Here is a 17253-nt window from a genome sequence, read left to right as displayed (position 1 = left end):
TCGATCACAACTCGAAGTCTTTGTTGTTTCAGACCATTTCCATCACTTTAACTGTCTTTTTCGTGGTTCTTCATGTCTTGTTTGTTTAAGTTGTCAATTTGATTTATTGGTTATTCATACATTGGGCTGGTTAATTCCCAACTTATTTTGAAACGATGATCTTGCGCCCCTCAATCTTAAAGTGAACCTCGCCCGTTCGCTCCAAAACCTTCAGTACATCACCCACCTTGGCAAAACGGCTAACCGTTCCCCAGAATGGATCATCCTTTATATCATTGTCCTTAAATTCTATGTCCACATCATACCAGCGTGAAACGCTCAGCATGATATTCTCTAAACTCTCATTATTGAACATGAAATACCCTTCCTTCCAGGCCACCGATTCAGAAACATCAACAGCGGAAATCTTAATACCAGTCCCCTTGCCAAAACTAGCCTGTTGCCCCGGAACCAGCACCTTGGAAACATTGTCCCCAATGGCAAGCCTTACAGAACCTTCTAACAAAGTAGTTCTCAACCTTCCGCCATCGCCATAGGCATTCACATCGAAATGGGTACCCAGTACTTCAACCGTCTGACCGATTGAGGAAACCACAAAAGGATGTTTCTTGTCCCTGGCCACTTCAAAATATCCCTCACCAGAAAGTTCAACCCTTCTTTCACTCATTGACGCAAAACTTACAGGGAACTTCAACGAAGAGGCCGCATTCAGCCATACCTTACTGCCATCAGGCAAAGAAATCTGATGTTGGCCACCATTGGGAGTAGAAACAGTATTAAATCCCGTAGTTCCTTTTGCAGCTTCAGCAAACTCATAGATCAGTTGTCCATCAGCAGTCTTGGAAATCTTAACTCCACCTTGCTGTGCCAGCCCACCAGCCATTGCGTCGGTTAGATCGATCTTGCTTCCATCGGCCAAGGTCAAAATTGCCTTATCCTTCCCAGGGATGATCTTGTTCTGTAGCGCAACCTGATCATAATCTTGAACAGCAGCTGATTTTTGGTAGAAGTAAATTCCCACCGAGGCTATTAAAACAATAGATGCAGCCGCAGCGATTCTTGGCCAAAGCCTGAATCTCTTCACACTTCTTACCAGCGCCAATCTAGCCTCAATCCTAGCAAGGGAAGCATTGATATCCTTTTCTGAAAGATCCAGATCTGGGAACCTGCCAAGCAGCACCCAATCGGAAACCAGTGCCTTTTCCTGTTCAGTTGCAGTTCCCGCAGCAAACCTTTCTAAAATCTGTTCTTCTCTATTTTCCATATACACACAACCCTTTTACGGGCTGATATAGTAAAGACCCTTAGCTGTTAAGCTAGGGTTAAATAAAAATGAAAAAATTGTAAATAATTTTCTGATTAAAAGAAAATCACATAGAAATTAGCCCCCAAGCGGGTTTTAAGCGATTTAAGCGCATGGTGCATATGGCTCTTTACCGTCTCCTCGGAAAGTCCAAGTTCCGCTGCAATCTCCTTGCGGGAAAGATTGGTCTGCCTTGACATCTGGAACACCTGCCTCATCTTGATGGGCAGGTTCTCGATCTCCGCATCAATGATCGCCGCAAGCTCACGGTTACGGACCAGATGGTCCGTATTGTCAACCCCCTCTTCCATATATTCCCTAAAACTATCGATATACCTGCTCTCCACTTTTTTATGGGTAATCACCTTGATCACCCTGTTCTTGGTAGCGGTAAACAGATAAGAGGCCAAAGAGCCAGTCAGGTTGAAATTGGAATGCCTGTCCCAGAGCGAAAGGAAGAGTTCGGCAACAACATCCTCGGATTCTGCCACATCCTCCAGCCTGCGATAGGTAAAGGAAAAAAGCGGCGCCTTATAGCGTTCATAGATTTCCGTATATGCATACTTGTCACCCGACCTTAAAAGGCCTGCAAGCTGCTCATCGGTATATCTGCTATAAGTTTCCATGGATTTATTTCGCTATTAAATTTAGCAAAATTGTTCCAATATTAGGCATTAATTTGCTAACAATAAACACTTAGTTTTCACACAAACCATTAAAACGATTTACCCATAAACCGTTGTTGAGCTAAATTATATGTTGGACTAACCAAAAATAAATCAGGCATTATTTTTTTAACTTGCGCAACAAATTTTAGCAAATGATGGCTAGCTAGACTTTTTTAAAAGTCAGGTTAATTGGTATCTTATCAAATTTTCGTTTATACTTCTCCTTTTCAAAAAAATATTCATTCCTACCATTATCAACATTGTAGGTTGGCTTTAGGTTAGTGGTTAGGTTACCAGAAATATTTGAACCACTATTCCTTTGGGACGCTGAAAAATCAAATATACCAGCTAATCTCCTGGCTTTACTGGCATAGCTTTCCCCATCTGGGTAGGAGATAAAATTTCTTGTTTCCAGTTCAACTAAAAGTTCGGCAAAATCCTTTTGGCTACCAAGCCAGTTGATCTTGAATTCTTCAGGGACAAGATTGACAATGGCAGGTTTATCCACCACATATTCCTGTTCCAACATCTGTAGTTTGTCGGTTAAGATCGCAATCAAGATATCAAGCATAATCGAAGAGATCTTAAATGGCAATTTTACTCCCGGAAAAAAGGAAATCTGTATGCCTTCATCCAATTTTACTTGTTGGTAATAACTGAGCAGGTTTCTTATAATCACATTGGTGTCCTTAATGTGGGAAAAATAAGATCCCTTTTTGAGTAGCGAAATAGCTTCTTTGAAATAATGAATAAAATTCATCAGTCGCTCATCAATAAAATCATCCAGATCACATCTGGCACTCTCTTCATCATAAGCTTCAACGAAGTTAAGTATCTCGTCCTTTTCTTTAGAGTCCCTGACCTGCTGAGCTAAGAAAAAATGCATCTTATAGTTTAAGATGAACGAATCTGATGTGAAAATCTCATCGTACCGAGCTATTGTGTGCAATGGAAAATCAATGAAGCACCCATCATACCAATTCTTATAATATTCCTTATCAGCAATAATTTTGTCCTTTCGGTGCTTTCTCAGTACAAGATTAGTCCTTCCCTCTTCCAAAAGGATATTACTAATTTCAGTAATCTGCTCCCTAAATTGCCTGTGTGTTAAAATCATATTTTTTTTTGATACAAACATCAAGGGTTTTGTACCTGTTTCAAATTACGATTTGAATTACGTAATTCAAAATAAACAGTCCCTATGGTCAATATTGAGAAGTTGAAAAGCATACATCGGCTTAAAAGTAATTCTAAATGGAATATCCTATTATCTCCCAAAAAAGGGGCGAACATCCGTTCAGCCCCTTTACTTAACTAAAATTTATTTGGCATTGCACAATATATGAAGAAAATATAGTCTGTAAAAACATAATGGCAAGTCCTATTTGCCCTTATCTGTGAATAAAAACCAGCCAATCGCCCTATGGAGGAGGTGACTGGTGGTTTCCTTTTCCCGTCAGGATCCGGCAACTGTCCCGAAGTGCCAAAGCAGGCGGAATATCATCTACTTAAAGGTTAGCGTAAAAGGGGCAGGCATCCACCATACCCCATCTTAATTAATTTAACTACTAAATTCTAACCTAAAAGAATAAAGCCAGTTATGTTGCCGAAACCTCGACCACCTTTTCAACGTTCACATTTTCCAGCATCACTTTTACGATCTCCACTGTCCCAAACCTCGGTGACCAGCCCCAATCTTCCCGAGCCCTGTCATCATTGATAGATGCTGGCCAACTGTCGGCAATCTCCTGCCTAAAGTCAGGCAAATAGACGATCTGAAAATCCCGCTCCACCTTTCTAATCTCTGCCGCCAGTTCTGCTGGCGTAAAACTTACCGAAGAAAGGTTATAACTGGTACGCACCGAAATATTATCCCTCGGTGCATCCATAAGCTCCAAGGTTGCCCTTACCGCATCATCCATGAACATCATCGGAAGCGCCGTATCAGGTTTTAAAAAACAACTGAACTTTTCACCAGCGTTCGCCTTATAAAAAATATCCACCGCATAGTCCGTTGTCCCGCCGCCCGGCAAAGCCTTATGGGAAACCAGTCCCGGATAGCGCAAACTCCTCACATCAAGTCCAAACTTCTCAAAATAGTACCTGCACCAATATTCCCCAGAAAGCTTACTGATCCCGTACACCGTTGTGGGAATGGTAAAGGCGTGTTGACCGCAATTTATCTTAGGACTTTCTGGTCCGAAGACCGCAATGCTGCTCGGCCAAAACACCTTAGCAATCCCATATCTAACCGAAAGCTCCAGCACATTCAAAAGTCCATCCATGTTCACCTGCCAGGCCATCGAGGGATCCTTCTCCCCACTAGCCGACAGCATTGCTGCCAAAAGGTAGACCTGGGTCACTTTTTCATCCACCATCACCAGTTGCAGGTGCGCTTTGTTCATCACATCTAGTCGAATATATTTAACCTCACTGACCTTTGCCCTTGCAGGCTCCAACCTGTCGCAGGCGATAACCGCCTTTTTACCATATTTTTCCTTTAATGCCAGGGTCAGTTCACGACCAAGCTGCCCGCAAGCACCGATCACCAATATCTTTTCTTCTCTCATAATTATATCCAGTTGGTATCCTCATCCTCTTTTTCAGAACGCTTGTTTTTTTTACGGTAGATCTTCACCACCAGTGCAAAACAGCCAGCTACCACCAATGCCAATGCAAACTCTACATCCAATAGCATATCACTAGACATAGCTGTATCTCCTTTCTCCAGCCTTATTCCTCAATCTTTGCAGCGCCGCTTCCTTTAACTGTCTAATGCGCTCCCTGGAAAGTTTCATCTCGATGGCAATATCATCTAGGCTCTTTGGCATATTGCCCGAAAACCCAAAAAAATCGATCAGGATCCTTTGGTCCCTCTGGTTCAGAGTACTAAGCAATCTTTTGATATCCATGTCCAGGGATTCGGTATTCACCAACTCATCTGTAGCAATACTATTTTTATCTTCCAGCGCAGACCAGAGCTGCATATCACTATCTTCCCTAACTGTTGAATCCAATGAAACAACAGTTCTTCCAAAGGCATAATCCATTGCAATGCTTTCGCTTGGCACATACAGCTGTTCACATATTTCTTGCTGGGTGGGAACCCTTTCCAGCACCTGCTCCAGTTTTTCACTGGTCTTCCTAATTTCTGCGGTCATCTTTACCATATTCTGCGGCAACCGGATCATCCGCACATCTAGGCTGAGCGCCATCATTATGGACTGACGGATCCACCAGACCGCATAGGAAATGAACTTGAAACCCTTGGTCTCATCAAATAGCCTAGCTGCCTTGATCAGACCAATATTCCCCTCATTGATCAGATCAGCAAGTGGCAATCCCAGGTGCTGGTATTTCTTGGCGCAGGAAACCACAAAACGCAGGTTCGAACGCACCAGCTTTGCCAGCGCCGCATCATCACCCTCTTTTATCTTCCTGGCCAGTACCACCTCTTCATCCGCTTTGATCAGTTCAAGCTTTGAAATGTCATAGAGATACCTTTGCAAGGAAAGCTCCGAGCGGTTGGTGATTGAATGGTCGATATGGATACTCCTCATTGCACTCCTCCCTTTGTTAGTACGGACCTCGTGCAATGCATCAGCATTCCAAACATGGGCTTTGGACCGATCGAAGTTGATTTTGGTGGCAATAGCTTCCCCATCAGCGAAAGACGAAGAAATTCCTCCATACCCAGGCCAAAAAGTGTAAATGCCACAGCCGATGGTTCCCTTGCAATCTCCAGCAACAGTTTTTTGAAGTCCCTGTCCGCATGGCAGCGCAGACGCACATCGGTCCTTGGTTCACTGATGCCAAAGATGCCAGAGAGTATCCTGTCCTGCAAAAACGCTACATCAATCGGTTGGTCTAACTTCAGCTCTGGCCTTAAGTCCAGCTGGTACCATTTCCCAGCGATGCACATCCCCATCCTGTGCTTTTTATTGGGCCTATAGGCAATGTTGTTTGGAACGGTCGAAATGAAAAAATATTCCCCGATCCGCTCCAATGCTTTCTCCAGATGGAAATCCTTATTAGGTAGGACCAACCTGTGAAAGGGCTGGATATCGAGCTGGTTGCTAGACATATATAGTGAAGAGATCCATTGGGCAGATACCCTATGGAGTTTATCTGCCGATCCCAACCTGTGGTGGCCATCTGCAAGGTAGACCTGTCTCAAAGATGAAAAGGCCAACTGGAATTCCTCCAGCTGCGAGGGGTTTGTAATCTTCCAGAACTTATGGTAACTATCCCCATAGGCATAGGAAAATACCTGCCTGGAACCTTGCGCCCTTCTGATCAGCTCATCAATCAATGCGTTGGGTTCATGGGTGAGCAAGATTGCTGCACCTTCTAGTCCAACCTGGATGCGATAGTCAGTTATCTTTTCTTCCATGGTTTCCAAAGTCAGTTCATGGGTAAAGATTTCACCCCTTTGCAGATCATTTAAACTTGTAAGTGCAAACACCCCAGTCCTTGAATGTCCGTCGGTGATCCTTTCATAGACATAGAGTGATAATTCATTTTCCAGTACATAGCTTCTATTTTCCAGCAGCGAATCCAGAAATTCCCTGCAATCGCTAAGGGTCGGAGAATTCGGATCTGCGCTGGTTTCCAGCCTAAATTTCAGGTAGTCCAGTTCCAATCCCCCTTTTGCCTTCCCCTGCAGAAAATCAAGTGGACGTAAGCTCGCCGTACTTGGCCTAACTGCCCTGAATGGTTTGATCGTTGCCATTATGCGCCGATTTTTTGGGACTGGTTGGCATTCTTCATTTCCTGCATCTTTTCGTAATAGGCCATGGTCTTCACCAGAAACTCTACACTGAAAAGAGGAAGTGCATTGTACAGCGAAGCCCTAAAACCGCCGACGCTGCGATATCCCTTGGTCCCGACAATTCCACGTTCCTGCGCATAGTTCAAAAACCCATTCTCATGCTTTTTGTCCCTGCACTGGAAGGTCACGTTCATCCGCGATCGGTGCCCCCCGTCAGCAGTGCCATAAAAGATCTCACTCTTATCGATGGCCTCATAGAGCAGTTCTGCTTTTTTGATGTTCTGTTTTTCTATGGCCGAAACCCCGCCCTGGTCTTTCAGCCATAAAAGGTTGAGCATTGAAACGTAGATCGAAAATACAGGAGGGGTATTGTACATGCTGTTGTTAGCCGCATAAGTACGGTAGTCGTACATCGCTGGCAATGGATATTTTATTTTTGTTAATAGTGTTTTTTTAATGATGACCAAAGTCATTCCCGCTGGCCCCATGTTCTTCTGCGCCCCGGCATAGATCAGATCAAAATCACTCACCTTGATTTCACGGGAAAAGATATCAGAGGACATGTCACACACCAGCGGCACCCCAAAATTCCTAAACTCAAAAATCTCTGTTCCCTCGATGGTATTGTTGGAGGTCAGATGCAGATAGGCAGCATCATGGTGCAAGGAATAATTGTCAGGGATATAATTATAGCCCTTTTCCCTAGAGGAGGCAACAATCTGGACTTCGCCAAAATGCCTTGCCTGCTCGATTGCTTTTTGGGCAAAATACCCCGTATCCAAATAAGCGCCCTTTTTATTTCCGCTGGCCTGTAATAAATTTTGTGGCACCATTGAAAACTGCGTACTCGCCCCGCCCTGTAAAAAAAGCACTTCGTAATCTTCTGGCACCGATAGCAGTTCACGCACCAAAAGCTGGGTCTTAGCCACAACTTCCTCAAATTCTGCGCTGCGATGGGAAACCTCTAGTATCGAAAGTCCGCTACCATCCCAGTTGATTACCGAACTGGCTGCTTTTTCCATAACAGAGATCGGCAGGATACATGGTCCTGCCCCGAAATTGTGCTTTTGTTGGGTTGACATATAAGTTAGTTTGCTTATTTTGTTGCTTCAAATTTCAGCGGATTGTTCTTAGCGATTTGGTTTTGCTGCAACTTTGGTTCGAGGTTTGAGTTTCTAGGCACTAAACATCCCATTTATTTGGCAGATCTATTTCCTTGCAAATCCTGACAGAATAAAATTTTTTCAAGACCTTGAAATTGACCTGTTTATTGTTGATTATACACTAAGTGAAAACGTAGAAATCTAGCCATATTTTGAAAATCTGCTGGAAGATTATATATATTTGGACCAACTATTATTACCTAAGGCAAAACTTAACCAACAACTTTGGCTGATAATGGATTCCTATAAACTCGACCAGACCGACATCAAGATCTTGAACCTGTTGCAGTCCGATGGACTGATGACCAACCGCGAACTGGCAAAACAGACACACCGCACCCATAACCCCATCAATGAAAGGGTGGCACGGTTAAAAAAACTTGGCTATATCAAAAAAACCGTTGCCATTGTTGACCTGAAGAAAGTCCGTGATTTTTTCACCGCATACCCGCTCATCCAGTTAAAAGACCACCATGAAAAGACCTTTGTTGAGTTTCAGCAAATGGTAGCGCAACATCCCGAGATCATGGAATGTAACCACATCATGGGAGAGTTTGATTTTATCCTAAAGATCATGGTCTTCAGTTCAAATGATTATAACAGGTTTTTAAGGGAGAACATCACGCCGCTGACCTACATTTCAAAAGTGCAGAGCTTTCCGGTATTGGCAGAAATCAAAAAGGAAACAACCTACAAGTTGTAGAACTTTTAGATACAAATAATTCGAAGGAAATCTTGCATGGAATTAATAACTACCTTTATACTAATTAACCTCCAACATGCAGTTACAAGAACCACTAATCTATCAAAACCTCGAATCCAAATTTGATGCCTGTTTACTGGACGAGCAAAATAATCAGATACTGTTTTCCGGGCCATTTGGAAGTGGCAAAACCACATTTCTTAAAGCATATTTCGACACAAGGGAAGACTATAACGTTTTTAGGATATTTCCAGTAAACTATGTATTGCATGACAATTCAGACATTTTTGAAATCCTTAAATACGACATCATTCTTGAGCTAATAAGCAAAAATGCCTTTACTGTCCCAGACATCGATAGGTTGACTAAATATGTTTTTTCTTTTTCTCAAAACCTTGATCAAACGGTCGGAAAGATGATCAACCTTTTCAGTGATACTGGAAAATCAGTAGTAGAAGTAGCCGAGGTGATGGAGAAAAGTCTGGCAAAAAATCAAAAGGATTATAATGATTTGGGAGATCCATTACTTTCTGTAAGGGCTTTTTTAAAGACCATCAAAAGCTACAAAAAGTACAGCAATAATGATTATGTGACTTCTGTTATACAGGAAAAACTTTCTATTTTGTCAACTGGTGGAAAATCCAAAAATGTACTGGTTGTGGATGATATGGATCGAATAGACCCCGATCATTTGTTCAGGATCATTTCTATTTTCAGTTCACATATTGATATGGACACCCAAGAAAACAAATTTGGATTCGATAAGATCATCTTCGTGGGCGACAATGAGAATTTCAGGTCAATGTTCCTTTATAAGTACGGCATAATCAACAATTATAATGCTTACATCTCAAAACTATGTTCAAAATCACCATTTAATTTTGACCCCGATAGGGAACTATATCAGCAGATCGGTAAGATTGTCTCAGGGATAAAATTCAAGTATATTGACACCAATAATGAATTTACAATTTATGATCAAAAAACAGGCCCTACAGCTAGATATTACAATTATATACTTTGTTCATTGATAAGATCGGGTTCATTGTCACTTCGGGAGTTGATTAAGTTTCAAGGGACACATAATGTCCCGGTTAGAACGGATCAATATGAAAAATCCTTTAATGACTTCATCGACAGATTTTCCATATTTAACCTTGCCATTTTGCTTAACCTCATAACTCCAATTGGACTGACAACCGCATTACAAGCAGTATCAGAAAGCCCGTTGCCATCCGAAAGGATTGTTAACAATGGAGGTATAAATAAGGGTGCGCTTAACTCTGAGCTTTCCATAGTTCCTCTTCAGTTTTATTTCGTTGAGAAATCAATGGATGAGACAAAAAATGGCACGACGGAATTATTCACCTTTGGAAACGAGGATATTACTGTTACTTTTTTTAAGCGCGATCGTGAGGATAGGCTAGCAATGAGATTGGAGGAGAGTGGTGCCACGGAACAAAAAATTATTTTATTAACTATAGAGGCGATCAAAAAGATACAGCCCTACATAATTTAATGTAAAAATTCAATTTGTTTCTTTTGCTTTTCTGGCTAAATCATCATCGATTTTTGAAATAATCGATTTTTTCATTTGATCCATAAATCTAGTATGGCTCATTGTCGTTCTACGAGCAATTTCTGACCATCTTTTAGATGGAACGCCTAAATTCACATCAAAGCACTCCCCAAGCCAGCGGCAGATTGAACCTATCCCAGCTGAACCGTTGTTGACCTGTTTCATTTGATATATCCCAAAGGCAATTTCCACAAGGTTAATAACTTCACCAGTCCAGATTAATTTATCCAAGCTCTTAACATTATTTTTAAAATTAATATTTCCATTGACCTGGTCGGTAACCCTATGCTTTAATGTTAGTAGAAGTAATTCATACCCTTTGAACTTGGCAAACAAATAACTGACTGAAGTGCAGGTATTGCTTTCAACCTCTGCAAGACCCATTAAAAGAACGCTATCTTTCTTTGAATCTAAAACAAAGAATGATTGGTCTAAATCAGTCGCACCCATCTTGTAATAACCATAAAAAAAGGAGTGCTTATCAAAAAACCGTTCAATAATTTCTATTTCTCTTAGATAAAAGTTGATCAATCTTTTGTGGCCGCCGATTGGTGTCCTAAGTTCAATGAAGTAAACTTCATCATAATATATCTTAAGGCTATAAAAACCTGGTAGCGTAATCCGAAAATAATTAATTTCCTGCTCCTGGTCTTCAAAGCCATTGGAATTAACATGATTGTTTAAAATCCCTATGATATGGGTAGATTTTTTTAAGCTCAAATTGGTTTTTTCCTGAAGGATTTCTTCCCCATGATAAATTTCCTCCAGTTCGCTTTCCAGTTTGCCAAGTAATCTTTGGCTAAGTATCTCTAACATTGATTTAGTTTTGGTGAAACTAAGCCTAATAATAGAAATACCCAATATGGAATTCTTTAGAAAGAAACCGCCTTTTCCTTGTGTGTGCCATCTCCCTTAGCTTTATTAGCTTCATCGGGCTTGGCCTGGATTGGAGGTAATTTCTTGAGCTCTTCCATCAAAAGATCCATAATCTCCGTCTTGATCCTGTTGTAGTTTTCGGTTACATCTTCTGCCGAAACAGTTTTGATAATCGGAATATCCATATAACTAGCTTCCTCTTTCGCAATCGCCTTATGGTCGTTCTGGATTTCGCAGTGGAACATTTTTAGCTTGATCTTCTGCTCGGGATTATCAGCTACCACACCCACAAATTCTCCCGAAGAAAGGGTTGCAATCTTGCTTGCAGGAATGGCATAATCCATTTGTGTTGCCTTGGTAATCGAGGTGTCTGAACTGTTGATGCTCATTGAATCCTTTTGCTGGGAAATCTTACCAAAATTCTCCGATAAGGTTTTTGCCGTGGAATTTGTGACCTGTCCAGAGATCACATTCCCAACTATGCCCGTGATTACATCTGCCTGTTCTGCACCATAATCCTTTTTGAGCTGCGAAAAATCTTGGACAGCTAGTGCCGTAGAAACCTTATTACTCCTAGCAGTAGCAATCAAACTATCCATGTTATTGAAATAGATCGTAGGAAACTCATCAAAGATCAGGCTGCTTTTCAGCTGTCCCTTTCTATTGACCAGTTTGATCATAGTCGAAATATAAAGCGACAGCACTGCACCATAGACCTGCAATTTCTGTGGATTGTTACCAACGCAGATTATCTTTGGCTCCTTGGGATTATTGACATCAAGTGTAAAATCATTACCGCTCAAAACATAATAAAGCTGGGGAGAAGCCAACCTAGCAAGTCCTATCTTGGCGGATGCAATCTGCCCCTCAAGTTGTGGCATAGCATCACGCTGGTAAGCTGAAATAAAAGGATTCATCAAAACCTTGATCTCATCCTGGGTTTCCAGTACGGCAAATAGCTGATCGTAGTCCGACTGCATCAGTTCGATCACATGGGGCAACGTGCAATATTTACCGTTTTCATATTTACGCAGGTACCAGATGCAGGCGGTCAAAAAGTTGATTGGCGATTCCACAAAGAAATCTCCCTGCTTTTTGATCCAGTCTCTATTCAGCCCCATCATAATTGTTCTTGAAGCTTCAGTAGCATCGGTAATATCCTCCATACTTTCTGGATGCAATGGATTACATCGATGGGTACGATTGAGGTCATCAAAGTTGATGACAAAGAATTTTGGCTTAATCGAATATTTTCCAGAATAAATCATTAGTTTATTGTAAGCCAGCTTGCTCAGGTCATCAAACTTGAAATCATAGATGAACATCGAAAAACCCTTTTTAATATGTTGATCAATGATGTGCCTAATTACGAAATAACTTTTACCTGCTCCCGGCGTTCCCGCAATCAAAAGCCCCCTAAATGGATTGATTACATTGATAAAACTGTCCCTTATTTGTTTCCCTAACCTGTACTTGGCTGGCAAATTGATGGAGTATTCATTTTCGAGCAATCGCTCTTCCTGGGGAAAGGTTTCGTTCTCCTCATTGAAAATATCCTTGTTTAGTTTTTCTTTGATCAATCTGCTCAATTGTCCTCCTCCAGTAAGGATAAGCATATACCCAATTGATGTGATACCGGTATAACATATTGCAATGAGAGAGGTCTTTGCTGGTAAATAAAAAACAAGAACCGCAATGAAATAAAGGAGTAGACCCGTTAACAAAAACACAATAATACTTCTGATCTCAATCTTTTCATCCTTTTTGCCTTTTACCCCTATGAGCGAAATAACCAACAATAATAAACTAGCAAATTTCGCCCGCCATATACCAATGAATAGTCCTGTCCTAGAAATATTTTCAATGATCCGATCGGTAATGTCTGCCGTAAATCCCCACAGGACAAATGCCTTGTAACAGCACAGGTAGAAATGGATCGATAGGATAAATAAACTGATGAGCCTGGTAAAATCGATGATCTTCCTTAGCCCCTGTATGTCCTCACCTGTATTCATGGTTATAGGTTTTGCTGGTTGGATTTTTTCTTTTTCTTCTTTTTACCGATGATAGTTGGCGCATCGTAATCTGCTTTTTCAAGTAACGGTTCCAAAGGGTTTCCAAGAAAATGGGTTGCTTGGTTTGGCTTGAGATAGGTTCTGATATGGTCCCGTGCCGCAAACTTTTCAGTGATTGCCCGAGCACTAAAATCCTTTCCAATATCGCTACCGTTAAAAACGGTTTTAAGCTTATGGTCAACGAAGGTCAGTCCGTAGATCATTCCCTTTTCGTTCTGCCTAAACACCAATGCGATCTGCTGCTTGGCCAGTTCATTGACTAGTGTGCTCCTTGTAAAGCTATTGTACTTCTGCATCACCCAATCGATCCGTTTCTTCAAATTCTCCTTAAACGGTTTCCTTTTTACCATACCTGCTTGAAAATCCTTCTCCAAGTTCTTTAGTGTCGGCTGGTCATAAAAACTGCTTGCCTTTATTGGTACGCCAATCGGATTTCGTTTTTCATCAAGTATGGAATACAGCAATCCTTTTTTTTCAAACATTGTCGTCTCTTCCTTTCCACGATCTGCCCTGATATTGAACTGTCCGAGTATGGCATTGAATTCAGCAAGTGAGGTAAATGCATAATGCCGCCTGACCGAGACCACTATGGAATTGATGGTTTGTTTGGTTGGCTTCTGCCCATATTTAGCAGGCTTGATCGTTAGCTGATTGCCTAGTTTTCTGCCCTCGGCCTTGATGAGATCAAACTCCAGTTCGATGGCTTTTCTCGCTGGCTCGGAAACAAGCCTGCCCATATTGTGGGTATACATCCGTTTCCCGTCTTTCTGCATCAAGGTCGTTGCGATATGGATGTGCGGATGGGCTGCATCCAGGTGCTGGTAGGCGATGTACGGCTGCTCGCCAAAACCGATCTGCTCCATATAGACCTGGGCAATCTGCTGTACCTTATGCAAGTCCAATTTATCGGCGGCATCAAAATTTAGGCTGATGTGCATCGAATTGGTTTTGACGGTAGGATTTAGATCGGTGAGGTTTTTAAAGCGTTGTATTTTTTGATCAAGGTTCAATTTGTCTATATCAACTGCAAATCCGCTGGCCATAATAATGCTCGCTTCTTTCTGTTCTACCTTGGTTTCGTTATAGATCAGAATTCCCCTGATGGATTTCCCGTATTTTATTTTAGCAACCATTTTTCCGCTAGTTTAGAGATGAGTTCAAACAGCCTTTCGACTTTCAGTTCAACCTTGGTGTAGAGCATCACGGTCTGGTCTGCATGATAATTTTTTTCGCCTTCCGATTTACAGGCGTTGAAATACCTGGTCTGTTGATTGATGTTTACCCCAATTGCCTTTAATTCCTTTCGGATCAGGGCCAGTTCCTCCATCGGTGCATTCATACTTGCATCCTTATAAAAGCAATTGATCTTTTGGCCGGTCAGGATTTTTCTTGCGACTTCAGCAATGCTCTGGCAGTCGCTTTCAGCTAGAAGTTTTGAAAGTTTTTGATGCAACCCATCGTTTACCCGAATGATCAGGTTGTGTCTTAACAATTCATCATCACTGGTCTTTTTCCTTGACATTTCACATTACTTTTAGAATTACGAGTTCCGAGTAATTCTCCGGCCTTAAGGACGGCAAGATTTCCAATGCGCATGCATTGGTACATCTTGCTGCAAACCCACCGTTTGCCAGAATTCTCCTAATTGAAATTGAAAAGATGTCCTCAATTTTATTATAGCCATGCAGAATATTAATTATTCCCAGCAAAATTTGGATTGGCACATCAGCTAATTCTGTGTCCAAAATTGCAGACATGGCATTTTAGTAATGGATTATACCCAAGGTTATAACCTATATTAAATTTAGTGATGTAAGAAATGATGAAGCAAAGTCAAGATAATGGCCAGCTTGAATACCAATGTGGAAAAAAAATTAAACTTTATTTAGGGAAAAATTGTGTGCAAATTGTGTGCAAATAAAAAACCCCGTTCGGACTGAACGGGGCTAACCTATTGGTTATCAGCTCCCTCTGCTGGGCTCGAACCAGCGACCCTCTGATTAACAGTCAGATGCTCTAACCAGCTGAGCTAAGAAGGAGTACTGGTTATTCCTAAAACGCCTTTGGATTGATGTAAAGAACATAAAGCCTTGTTCGTTTTGGGAATGCAATATTAGGGCTTTTAAATTATTTATGCAATATTTGTAGAGAAAAAATTTAAAATAATTTTAATAAGATATATATGAGCCTGATAATCATAGGTACTGTGGCATTTGACGCCATTGAAACTCCCTTCGGAAAAACTGATAAAATTGTTGGTGGCGCTGCAACTTACGCAAGTTTAGCTGCCTCTTACTTTTATAATAAAACAAAAATTGTTGCCGTTGTTGGAGATGATTTCGGAAAAGATAATATTAATATCCTTAATCAACATGGTGTAGATACTGAAGGCCTACAGATTAAAGAGGGGGAAAAATCATTTTTCTGGAGTGGAAAATATCACAATGACATGAATAGCCGTGATACTTTAATTACAGAATTGAATGTGTTAGAAAATTTTGACCCGATTATTCCAGAAAGCTACCAAGATTGCGAATATTTAATGTTGGGCAATCTAACTCCTCAAGTTCAGCAAACGGTAATTAAAAGACTTAAAAATCGTCCGAAGCTAATTGTTTTAGATACCATGAACTTTTGGATGGATATTATGATGGATGATTTATTAGAAACCATTAAAATGATTGATGTATTAACAATTAATGATTCGGAAGCTCGCCAGTTATCTGGGGAATATTCATTAGTGAAGGCTGCTAATAAAATTCTAACGATGGGACCAAAATATTTAATCATTAAAAAAGGCGAGCATGGTGCCTTGTTATTCCATGAGGATAAAATTTTCTCTGCTCCTGCTCTTCCATTAGCTGATGTTTTTGATCCGACTGGTGCTGGCGATACTTTTGCTGGTGGCTTTATTGGTTATTTAGCTCAAGTTGGCACAGTGAATTTCAATAACATGAAAAACGCGTTAATTTATGGTTCTGCTTTAGCTTCATTCTGCGTAGAAAAATTTGGAACTGAACGTTTATTAGAATTAGATAAAGCTACAATAGCTGCTCGTTTACAACAATTTGTAAACTTAAGTAGTTTTGAGATTATTCAGGATTAATACAAAATATGCATTAAAAAAGCCCAAGTCTTTCAAAATAGACTTGGGCTTTTTTAATGCAGCTTAATTATCCATAATTCACCATCTCTCTGCTACAGGTTCCATCATCAAAAAACTCAAATACAGCATATGCTGGATCAAACTCCTGATAAGCACCACTCCACCAATTTCCACAGATTGCGCCATTACAATAGTATTTTATGCCGAGATAATGAACCTCATCTTGTAAGTGAACATGACCGCTTAAACAAGTTTTTATATTCGGATATTGATTAAATAAAGCCTTAATTGCCAAAAAATCAGAGTGCATTAGGTTTCGTTTAATCATCAAATCACCATTTGCTTCTGTTTTATTAAAAAACAAACCCGCACAAATAGATAATATTGGAATATGAGAAACAATCACAATAAATCGATCTTTAGGAATTTCAGCAAGTTTATTCTTTAACCATACCAGTTGCTCTTCGTCAATTTTACCCACATAGCCGCCAGCTGGATTAAGCTGTGTACTATCTAAAACAATAAAATCCCATTTGCCTTTTTGAAAATGATAATAGCGATCGGTCATTTTAAGCTCTTTTACTGCCCAATTTTTACCATAAAGAGGATCCGTAGAATCTGGTGTTTTTTGAAACCAACCATAAATATCGTGATTACCTATACAGGGATAAACGGGTAAACTATTCTCTTTTTCCATAATTTTATGAAAAAGATCCCATTGGATTTGTGCCGATTCTTTCGTTGCAGCCAAAGCATCCATAATCGAGTCGCCACCGTTTACAATAAAATCAACCTTTGGTTTTAAATTTTGTACATGTTGTATTGCCTTGGCCATGCCCGCTTCTGGCACTACCCCTGGTTTAACATGAATGTCGGATATAAATGCAAAACGAAACGACCGTTTAACACGATCATTATTGGCAGAAACCGTAGAGGGCAACATTGCAATTCCTGCTGCAAACAGGCCCGATGTTAAAAATTCTTTTCTTTTCATTCAACTAGGTATCTT

General features: G+C 40.7%; 16 protein-coding genes and 1 tRNA gene. 3 read left to right on the top strand and 14 right to left on the bottom strand.

Features of this window, described 5'->3' with window-relative positions; genetic code table 11:
* Nucleotides 1-142: 142 nt before the first annotated feature.
* The 8 genes from GM921_RS14975 to serC form a co-directional block, all read right to left on the bottom strand.
* Nucleotides 143-1264: a FecR family protein gene (locus GM921_RS14975; RefSeq protein WP_182923439.1), complete on the bottom strand. Its 1122-nt coding sequence runs from the start codon at nt 1262-1264 to the stop codon at nt 143-145.
* A gap of 95 nt (nt 1265-1359) precedes the next feature.
* On the bottom strand, nt 1360-1929 hold the full coding sequence (locus tag GM921_RS14970) for an RNA polymerase sigma factor (RefSeq protein ID WP_182923438.1): 570 nt from the start codon (nt 1927-1929) through the stop codon (nt 1360-1362).
* A gap of 205 nt (nt 1930-2134) precedes the next feature.
* A complete protein-coding gene (locus tag GM921_RS14965) occupies nt 2135-3088 on the bottom strand; it encodes a hypothetical protein (protein ID WP_182923437.1) in 954 nt (317 codons plus the stop codon).
* A 481-nt stretch (nt 3089-3569) separates the two neighbouring features.
* The gene (locus GM921_RS14960; RefSeq protein WP_182923436.1) at nt 3570-4541 is read right to left on the bottom strand and encodes an NAD-dependent epimerase/dehydratase family protein; all 972 of its coding nucleotides are present in this window, start codon (nt 4539-4541) and stop codon (nt 3570-3572) included.
* A gap of 2 nt (nt 4542-4543) precedes the next feature.
* Nucleotides 4544-4681, bottom strand: a complete 138-nt coding sequence (locus GM921_RS14955; RefSeq protein ID WP_182923435.1) for a hypothetical protein — start codon at nt 4679-4681, stop codon at nt 4544-4546.
* Entirely contained in the window at nt 4674-5531 is an 858-nt protein-coding gene (locus tag GM921_RS14950) for a sigma-70 family RNA polymerase sigma factor (RefSeq protein ID WP_182923434.1), read from the bottom strand. Before GM921_RS14950 ends, GM921_RS14955 begins: the two co-directional genes overlap by 8 nt.
* Complete coding sequence (locus tag GM921_RS14945; protein ID WP_182923433.1) at nt 5528-6703, bottom strand: DUF1015 family protein; 1176 nt, start codon at nt 6701-6703, stop codon at nt 5528-5530. Before GM921_RS14945 ends, GM921_RS14950 begins: the two co-directional genes overlap by 4 nt.
* Nucleotides 6703-7824: a 3-phosphoserine/phosphohydroxythreonine transaminase gene (serC, locus tag GM921_RS14940; protein WP_182923432.1), complete on the bottom strand. Its 1122-nt coding sequence runs from the start codon at nt 7822-7824 to the stop codon at nt 6703-6705. The genes GM921_RS14945 and serC overlap by 1 nt, the downstream gene beginning before the upstream one ends.
* Before the next feature lie 316 nt (nt 7825-8140).
* Here serC and GM921_RS14935 point away from each other — a divergent pair, with 316 nt between their 5' ends.
* Nucleotides 8141-8608: an Lrp/AsnC family transcriptional regulator gene (locus GM921_RS14935; RefSeq protein WP_182923431.1), complete on the top strand. Its 468-nt coding sequence runs from the start codon at nt 8141-8143 to the stop codon at nt 8606-8608.
* A gap of 76 nt (nt 8609-8684) precedes the next feature.
* The gene (locus tag GM921_RS14930) at nt 8685-10127 is read left to right on the top strand and encodes a P-loop NTPase fold protein (protein ID WP_182923430.1); all 1443 of its coding nucleotides are present in this window, start codon (nt 8685-8687) and stop codon (nt 10125-10127) included.
* A gap of 9 nt (nt 10128-10136) precedes the next feature.
* Here GM921_RS14930 and GM921_RS14925 read toward each other — a convergent pair whose 3' ends face one another.
* The 5 genes from GM921_RS14925 to GM921_RS14905 all read right to left on the bottom strand — a co-directional run bounded on the left by GM921_RS14925 (nt 10137) and on the right by GM921_RS14905 (nt 15177).
* Nucleotides 10137-11003: an RteC domain-containing protein gene (locus GM921_RS14925; RefSeq protein WP_182923429.1), complete on the bottom strand. Its 867-nt coding sequence runs from the start codon at nt 11001-11003 to the stop codon at nt 10137-10139.
* 56 nt (nt 11004-11059) lie between these two features.
* Entirely contained in the window at nt 11060-13078 is a 2019-nt protein-coding gene (mobC, locus tag GM921_RS14920; RefSeq protein WP_182923428.1) for a conjugal transfer protein MobC, read from the bottom strand.
* Between the two features lie 2 nt (nt 13079-13080).
* Complete coding sequence (locus GM921_RS14915; RefSeq protein ID WP_182923427.1) at nt 13081-14271, bottom strand: relaxase/mobilization nuclease domain-containing protein; 1191 nt, start codon at nt 14269-14271, stop codon at nt 13081-13083.
* A complete protein-coding gene (locus tag GM921_RS14910) occupies nt 14256-14660 on the bottom strand; it encodes a plasmid mobilization relaxosome protein MobC (protein WP_182923426.1) in 405 nt (134 codons plus the stop codon). Before GM921_RS14910 ends, GM921_RS14915 begins: the two co-directional genes overlap by 16 nt.
* Nucleotides 14661-15103: 443 nt before the next feature.
* Nucleotides 15104-15177 (bottom strand) — tRNA-Asn (locus tag GM921_RS14905).
* A 143-nt stretch (nt 15178-15320) separates the two neighbouring features.
* Here GM921_RS14905 and GM921_RS14900 point away from each other — a divergent pair.
* Nucleotides 15321-16244 (top strand): PfkB family carbohydrate kinase, encoded by a 924-nt coding sequence (locus GM921_RS14900; protein WP_182923425.1) that lies wholly within the window; start codon nt 15321-15323, stop codon nt 16242-16244.
* 67 nt (nt 16245-16311) lie between these two features.
* Here GM921_RS14900 and GM921_RS14895 read toward each other — a convergent pair whose 3' ends face one another.
* Nucleotides 16312-17238, bottom strand: a complete 927-nt coding sequence (locus tag GM921_RS14895) for a metallophosphoesterase family protein (protein WP_182923424.1) — start codon at nt 17236-17238, stop codon at nt 16312-16314.
* Nucleotides 17239-17253 lie beyond the last annotated feature (15 nt).

This window comes from Pedobacter planticolens, from assembly GCF_014172375.1.
GTDB lineage: Bacteria > Bacteroidota > Bacteroidia > Sphingobacteriales > Sphingobacteriaceae > Pedobacter > Pedobacter planticolens.
This window is presented reverse-complemented; position numbering and strand designations above follow the sequence as displayed.

Coding starts and splice junctions, on each gene's coding strand:
- GM921_RS14965 (WP_182923437.1), bottom strand. CDS start 3,088: ATGATTTTAACACACAGGCAATTTAGGGAGCAGATTACTGAAATTAGT.
- GM921_RS14975 (WP_182923439.1), bottom strand. CDS start 1,264: ATGGAAAATAGAGAAGAACAGATTTTAGAAAGGTTTGCTGCGGGAACT.
- GM921_RS14910 (WP_182923426.1), bottom strand. CDS start 14,660: ATGTCAAGGAAAAAGACCAGTGATGATGAATTGTTAAGACACAACCTG.
- GM921_RS14960 (WP_182923436.1), bottom strand. CDS start 4,541: ATGAGAGAAGAAAAGATATTGGTGATCGGTGCTTGCGGGCAGCTTGGT.
- GM921_RS14900 (WP_182923425.1), top strand. CDS start 15,321: ATGAGCCTGATAATCATAGGTACTGTGGCATTTGACGCCATTGAAACT.
- GM921_RS14895 (WP_182923424.1), bottom strand. CDS start 17,238: ATGAAAAGAAAAGAATTTTTAACATCGGGCCTGTTTGCAGCAGGAATT.
- mobC (WP_182923428.1), bottom strand. CDS start 13,078: ATGAATACAGGTGAGGACATACAGGGGCTAAGGAAGATCATCGATTTT.
- serC (WP_182923432.1), bottom strand. CDS start 7,824: ATGTCAACCCAACAAAAGCACAATTTCGGGGCAGGACCATGTATCCTG.
- GM921_RS14930 (WP_182923430.1), top strand. CDS start 8,685: ATGCAGTTACAAGAACCACTAATCTATCAAAACCTCGAATCCAAATTT.
- GM921_RS14970 (WP_182923438.1), bottom strand. CDS start 1,929: ATGGAAACTTATAGCAGATATACCGATGAGCAGCTTGCAGGCCTTTTA.
- GM921_RS14950 (WP_182923434.1), bottom strand. CDS start 5,531: ATGAGGAGTATCCATATCGACCATTCAATCACCAACCGCTCGGAGCTT.
- GM921_RS14935 (WP_182923431.1), top strand. CDS start 8,141: ATGGATTCCTATAAACTCGACCAGACCGACATCAAGATCTTGAACCTG.
- GM921_RS14915 (WP_182923427.1), bottom strand. CDS start 14,271: ATGGTTGCTAAAATAAAATACGGGAAATCCATCAGGGGAATTCTGATC.
- GM921_RS14955 (WP_182923435.1), bottom strand. CDS start 4,681: ATGTCTAGTGATATGCTATTGGATGTAGAGTTTGCATTGGCATTGGTG.
- GM921_RS14945 (WP_182923433.1), bottom strand. CDS start 6,703: ATGGCAACGATCAAACCATTCAGGGCAGTTAGGCCAAGTACGGCGAGC.
- GM921_RS14925 (WP_182923429.1), bottom strand. CDS start 11,003: ATGTTAGAGATACTTAGCCAAAGATTACTTGGCAAACTGGAAAGCGAA.